This window comes from Kitasatospora phosalacinea, from assembly GCF_000716545.1.
Lineage (GTDB): Bacteria > Actinomycetota > Actinomycetes > Streptomycetales > Streptomycetaceae > Kitasatospora > Kitasatospora phosalacinea.
The window spans coordinates 1-5,953 of the sequence record NZ_JNWZ01000124.1; the positions used below are offsets into that span (position 1 = coordinate 1).

Here is a 5,953-nt window from a genome sequence, read left to right on the forward strand (position 1 = left end):
GGGGCTGGAGGGTGGTGGGGGTGGTGGGGGTGGTGCTCACCCGGCCGACGCTTCCAGCGGCCGGGCTCCCCGGCTCCCCCGGAGCCGGGATTCCATCCGTTCGGGCGGTCCGGCCGCCCCGGCCGTGACCTGCCGACCGGGGTGGTCCGGCCTCAGCTGCGCCAGGTGTCGTTCAGCACGACCTTGCCGCTCGCCGGGACGGTCGCGGTGCGGTTGGCGCCGCTCTCCCAGGTGACGTTCCCGGCGGCGTCCTTGCGGACGTACTTGTACTGGACGGCGGTGCCGGCGCTCAGCGCCACGTCCAGCTTCCACACCGGGTAGGACGCGGAGGACAGCGGCAGCGCCTTCGAGGTGTCCCAGCCGCCGAGCTCGGCCGCGTCGCCGACCACGTAGACGTTCTGGCCGACCGTGGTGGTGGCGCTGACCGCGAAGGACGCGCCGGTGCCGACCGAGGGCGAGGAGGACGCGGAGGCCGAGGCGGAGGGCGTCGGGGAGGCGGTGGCGCACGGGTCGCCGGAGCCGATCACGCCGTCCTTGACGGTGACGTTGCCGGTGCCCAGGGCGTAGTTGCCGCCGCCGTTGTTGTCCCAGGTGCCGCTGCCGTTGTTGAAGGTGGCGGCCAGGCCGGTGGCGGTGCCCAGGCTGACGGTCTTCTTCACCCAGCCGGTGCAGGCCGCGTCCATGGCCACGCCCGGGGCGGTGGTCCAGCCGCCGCCGTTGGGGGCGTAGTGCAGGTCGTAGGCCGACCAGTTCTTGTCCGTCGAGTAGAAGACGGTCGCGCTGTTGCCGCTGCCGGTCGGCGAGGCGGAGGCCGAGGGGGTCGGCGTCGGGGTCGGCGTCGCGGTGGAGCCGCCGCCGGCGCCGACGTACAGGGCGACCGCGTCGCCCGCGCCGACGGTGGCGGTGAACTTGCCGTCCGGGCCGACGGTGTAGGTCTGGCCGGTGCAGCCGCCGTTCACCGGGTCACCGTGCTGGACGTCGCAGTAGGTGCCGGCCGGCAGCGAGGTCTGGAAGGTCTGGGTGATCGCGCCGGACTCCCGGTTGATCGCCACGTAGCCCTTGTTGCCGCGGCCGAAGCCGATCGCGTTGTTGCCGTTGGACCACCAGTCGGTCATGCCGGTGCCGGAGACCGCGTTGCGGAAGCCGACCATGTTGGAGACCTGCCGCCAGGCGTGGGTGCAGTTCCAGCCGTCCTGGTAGCAGGCGTTGACGGTGCCGCCGTTGGGCGGGCCGTCGTCGTTGCCGCTGAACGCGTAGCCGGAGTAGACGTTCGGCGAGCCGTACGGGTTCGCCAGCAGGAAGACGTTGGCCAGCGTGTAGGCGGAGCCGTACTTGTAGGTCAGGGTCGAGCCGTTGCGCTCGGTGTCCCAGTTGTCGACGAAGGTGCGGGCCTGGGCGGAGCCGAGCAGGCCGCTGCCCCAGCCCTGCAGGTCGGAGATCCTGCCGCCGTTGAAGGCGCTCTTGAGCCAGGTCGCGGAGCGGAACTCGTCGACGTCGCCGTTGCCGGTGTACTCGGAGGGCTGGACGGCCTCGCCCGCGCCGTAGATGACCTCCTGCACCCAGTACGCGCCCGGGTTGCCCGTCTTGGCCTTGATGGCGGCCAGGTCGCTCGCGGCGATGTGCTTGGCCGCGTCGATCCGGAAGCCGTCGACGCCCAGGGTGCGCAGGTCGTTCAGGTAGTTGGCGATGGTCTGCTGGACGTAGCCGGAGCCGGTGTCGAGGTCGGAGAGGCCGACCAGTTCGCAGTTCTGGACGTTGGAGCGGTCGCCGTAGTTGCTGATCGACGTCCGGCAGGAGTGGAAGTCCTGGTCCTGGTAGTAGCCCGGGTAGTTGTACTTGGTGTAGTTGGTGCCGCCGGTGCCGGTGCCGCTGCCCGCGCTCATGTGGTTGACCACCGCGTCGGCGATCACCTTGACGCCCGCGGCGTGGCAGGCGTTGACCATGTTCTGGAACGAGGCGCGGTCGCCGAGCCGGCCCGCGATCTTGTAGCTGACGGGCTGGTACGAGGTCCACCACTGGCCGCCCTGGACGTGCTCCTGGGCCGGGGAGACCTCGACGAAGCCGTAGCCCTTGGGGCCGAGCGTGTCGGTGCAGGCCTTGGCGACGGAGTCGAACTTCCACTCGAACAGGGTGGCGGTGACGTCCTTGGCGCCCGGCGGGGTGGCGGTGGCGGCGGGGGCGAGCGTGAGCCCGGCGCCGACCGAGAGGCCGAGCGCCGCGAGCGCGGTGGTGGCGGCGGCGAGGCGCCTTCTGCGGACGGGGGCGGAGGTTGGCAAGGGGGCGCTCCTGGGGGAAGCCCGGGCCGCGGACGCAGGTCGCGGAGCGGGAGGCGGCAGGGTGGGGGGCCGCGACGGCGGGGGTGGTGCCGTCAGCGCGACGGGGGGAGGGTCGCTACTGCAAGCTCGCTGCAAGAGCGTTGAAACTTGCTGGAAACTTGCAGTGGCATGACCATAGGGTCCGCCCGGACGCCCGTCAAGGGAGGTCGCGGCCGCCGCGGATGAGAAAGAACGGACGCGCCGGTCCGCCACTGACGGTTCGTCAGCGGCGGACCGGCGCGTCCGGAGCCCCCGGGAGGTCAGCCCAGTCGCTGCTCGATCAGGTCGCAGGCGCGGGCGGTGCCGCCCTCGGACTTCGCCCGCGCGCTCAGCTCCCGCAGGCGCGCCGCCACCGCCCCGTCCGCGACCAGCTCGGCCAGCGCCGTCCGGAGCGCCTGCGGCGTGGCGTCCGCCGTGTCGATCCGGCGGGCCACGCCGAGCTCGACCAGCCGGTCGGCGTTCATGAACTGCTCGGCGGCCTGCGGCACCGCGATCATCGGCACCCCGGCGAGCAGCCCCTCCCCGCAGCCGCCCATCCCGGCGTGCGTGACGAAGGCGTCGGCCTGCTCCAGCACCGCCCGCTGCGGCACCCAGGGGTGCACCTCGACGCCGGGCGGGACCTCCCCCAGCTCCGCCGGGTCGGTGTGCTTCCCGATCTGCAGCACCAGGTGCCAGCCGGGCAGGCCCCCGAAGGCGGCCAGGCAGTTGCGGTAGAACTCCGGCTGCCGGGTGAACGCCGAGCCCAGCGACACCAGCAGCACCTTCTCCGCCCCGGCCGGGCGCCGCCAGCTCCCCTGCTCGGCCCGCAGGTCGAAGCACGGGCCGACGAAGTCCACCGCCTCCCGGTCGACCCGGTCGGCGTGCGGCTGCATCGCCTCGGTGATCATCGCGACGGCCCGGGCCGGCCGCCCGGAGAAGTCGTCCACGTCGAGCGTGGTGGCGCCGCTGCCCGCCAGCCACTCGGCGAAGCGGGCGAAGTAGGCGTCCGCCCCGGGCAGTTGCCGCAGCTGGGCGCCGATCTCCTGCTGGTAGCCGTCCCACCCGACCAGCGTCGGCGAGAGCTGGACGACCGGCCGGCCCTGCGCCTCGGCGAGCGCCCGGGCCGCGTAGGCGCCGATGTCGTACAGGTAGAGGTCGGCCGGGTCCGCGTCGTAGTGCGCGCGCAGCCGGGGCAGCATGGCGATCGCGTCCTCCAGGAAGACGCGCATGGCGCCGATCGCGTCCTCGGGCCAGTCGTGGTCGGCGACCGGCAGGGTGGAGGGGTGGGGGACGAGTTCGGCGCCGGTGGGGGCGATCAGCCCGGCGACGGAGGGGTCGTTGAAGTACGTCACCCGGTGGCCGCGGGCGACGAGCTCGCGGATCACCTCCAGACCGGGGCGGACGTGGCTGACGGCCGGAATGCCGACCATGGCGATGTGGGCACGGCGGGATGCGCGGGTCATGCGGAGAGCACCTGCTTCCGTTCTACGGGGGCGTGGACAACACACCGCGCCGCCGGGGCGCCGCCGAAGGGGCGCGCGGGCGGGCGGGACGCTCGGGCTCGGGGCGCTGCCCCGGCCGCGTCAGCCGTAGATCTGCTGGAAGGAAGACATGCCGGGACACTAACCCGGGACCCGCCGGACCGCACCCGATTAACGGACGCCCCGCCAACGCGGGCGGCCCCCGGGGGGTGACTCCCGGGGGCCGTGGCCGGATTGGCGCACCGTCAGACCGCGTCCGGTCCGCGCTCGCCGGTGCGGACCCGGACGATGCCGTCCACCGGCACCACCCACACCTTGCCGTCGCCGATCTTCCCGGTCCGGGCGGCGGCCACGATCGCGTCGGTGACCCGCTCGGCGTCCTCGTCCTCCACCACCACCTCGATCCGGACCTTCGGCACCAGGTCGATCCGGTACTCCGCGCCCCGGTACACCTCGGTGTGGCCGTGCTGCCGCCCGTAGCCGCTGGCCTCGGTGACGGTCAGGCCGTGCACGCCGAGTTCCTGCAGCGCGGTCTTGACCTCGTCCAGCTTGAACGGCTTGACGACAGCGGTGATCAGCTTCATACCGTGCGGGTCCTGTCGGAGGCGGGCGCACCGTGCGGGTGCACGCTGGCGTGGGCGGTGGCGGAGCCGTGGCCCAGGACGCCGTGATCGTACGCGTTCTCGGCGTGCACGGCGAGGTCCAGGCCGGTGAGTTCGTGCTCGGGCGCGGCCCGGAAGCCCATCAGCCGGTCGATCGCCCGCCCGATGCCGTACGTCGCGCCGAACGCGTACCCGGCGACCACCAGCACCGCGACCAGCTGCCTGCCGAGCTGGCCGAGCCCGCCGCCGTGCAGCAGTCCGGCGGGGCCGCCGGTCATCACGGCGGTGGCGAACAGGCCGATCAGCAGGGTGCCGATGACGCCGGCCACGAAGTGCACGCCGACCACGTCCAGCGAGTCGTCGTAGCCGAGGCGGAACTTCCAGCTGACGGCGTAGCAGCAGACCAGGCCGGCGGCCAGGCCGATGACCAGCGAGCCCAGCAGGTCGACGCTGCCGCAGGAGGGGGTGATGGCGACCAGTCCGGCGACCGCGCCGGAGGCGGCGCCGAGGGTGGTGGCGTGGCCGTCGCGCTTCTTCTCGACCACCAGCCAGCCGAGCAGGCCCGCGCAGCCGGCCGCCTGGGTGTTGAGGACCGCGGCGGCGGCCAGCCCGTTGGCGCCCATCGCGGAGCCGCCGTTGAAGCCGAACCAGCCGAACCAGAGCAGTCCCGCGCCGAGCAGCACCAGCGGCAGGTTGTGCGGGCGCATGGCCTCCTTCTTGAAGCCCAGGCGCGGGCCGAGCAGCAGGGCCAGGGCGAGGCCGCTGGCACCGCAGTTGACCTCGACGACGGTGCCGCCGGCGAAGTCGAGGGCGCCGAGGTGCTTGAGGATCCAGCCGTCCGGGGCGAACACCCAGTGCGCGACCGGCACGTAGACCAGCAGCGTCCACACGGCGGTGAAGGCGACCCAGGAGCCGAACTTGGCGCGGTCGGCGATGGCGCCGGAGATCAGCGCGGCGGTGATGATCGCGAAGGTCAGCTGGAAGGTGGCGAACAGCAGGGTGGGGACGTCGCCGGTGAGGCTGCGCGGGGTGATGCCGGCCATGCCGAGGTGGTCGAGGGAGCCGATCAGGCCCCAGCCGGCGTCCTTGCCGAAGGCCAGCGAGTAGCCCGCGAGCAGCCAGACCACGGTGACCACGGCGATCGACGTGAAGCTCATCATGATCATGTTGAGCACGCTCTTGGTGCGCACCATGCCGCCGTAGAACAGCGCGAGGCCCGGCGTCATCAGCAGCACGAGCGCGGTGCAGGCCAGCAGCCAGGCGGTGTCGCCGCTGTCCAGGGTGGGTGGGGAGTCAGCGAGGAGCATGCGGGGAGTGTCGCCAAGCCGGATTTCGGGCCGCCGTCGTCGGTGTTTCGGTGGTGTTTCGTGTTGCCCGGGAGTTTCCGGGATCTCACCGTTCGGACACCCGGGGGCGGCGACGCGCCGGGGCCCGGCAGCCGCTGCGGTGCGGCTGCCGGGCCCCGGACGGGAGTGCGTCAGCCGGTCTGGACGGCGGTGTCGTCGATCACGAAGGAGGTCTGCAGCGAGGAGTCCTCGACCGCGTTGAACTTCACCGTGACGCTCTGGCCCGCGTA

The 5,953-nt window shown here is 72.9% G+C and carries 4 protein-coding genes and 1 pseudogene; all 5 read right to left on the minus strand.

Features of this window, described 5'->3' with window-relative positions:
* Window positions 1-152 precede the first annotated feature (152 nt).
* On the minus strand, window positions 153-2,276 hold the full coding sequence (locus OO48_RS33415) for a carbohydrate-binding module family 20 domain-containing protein (protein ID WP_081952583.1): 2,124 nt from the start codon (window positions 2,274-2,276) through the stop codon (window positions 153-155).
* A gap of 299 nt (window positions 2,277-2,575) precedes the next feature.
* The gene (locus tag OO48_RS33420) at window positions 2,576-3,757 is read right to left on the minus strand and encodes a macrolide family glycosyltransferase (protein ID WP_033223278.1); all 1,182 of its coding nucleotides are present in this window, start codon (window positions 3,755-3,757) and stop codon (window positions 2,576-2,578) included.
* A 263-nt stretch (window positions 3,758-4,020) separates the two neighbouring features.
* Window positions 4,021-4,359 carry a P-II family nitrogen regulator gene (locus OO48_RS33425; protein ID WP_014135467.1) on the minus strand — a complete coding sequence of 113 codons (339 nt, stop codon included), beginning with the start codon at window positions 4,357-4,359 and terminating at the stop codon, window positions 4,021-4,023.
* On the minus strand, window positions 4,356-5,684 hold the full coding sequence (locus tag OO48_RS33430) for an ammonium transporter (RefSeq protein WP_033223280.1): 1,329 nt from the start codon (window positions 5,682-5,684) through the stop codon (window positions 4,356-4,358). Before OO48_RS33430 ends, OO48_RS33425 begins: the two co-directional genes overlap by 4 nt.
* Before the next feature lie 170 nt (window positions 5,685-5,854).
* A pseudogene (locus OO48_RS41335) lies at window positions 5,855-5,953 on the minus strand (neutral zinc metalloprotease); the annotation flags it as partial.

Coding starts and splice junctions, on each gene's coding strand:
- OO48_RS33420 (WP_033223278.1), bottom strand. CDS start 3,757: ATGACCCGCGCATCCCGCCGTGCCCACATCGCCATGGTCGGCATTCCG.
- OO48_RS33425 (WP_014135467.1), bottom strand. CDS start 4,359: ATGAAGCTGATCACCGCTGTCGTCAAGCCGTTCAAGCTGGACGAGGTC.
- OO48_RS33430 (WP_033223280.1), bottom strand. CDS start 5,684: ATGCTCCTCGCTGACTCCCCACCCACCCTGGACAGCGGCGACACCGCC.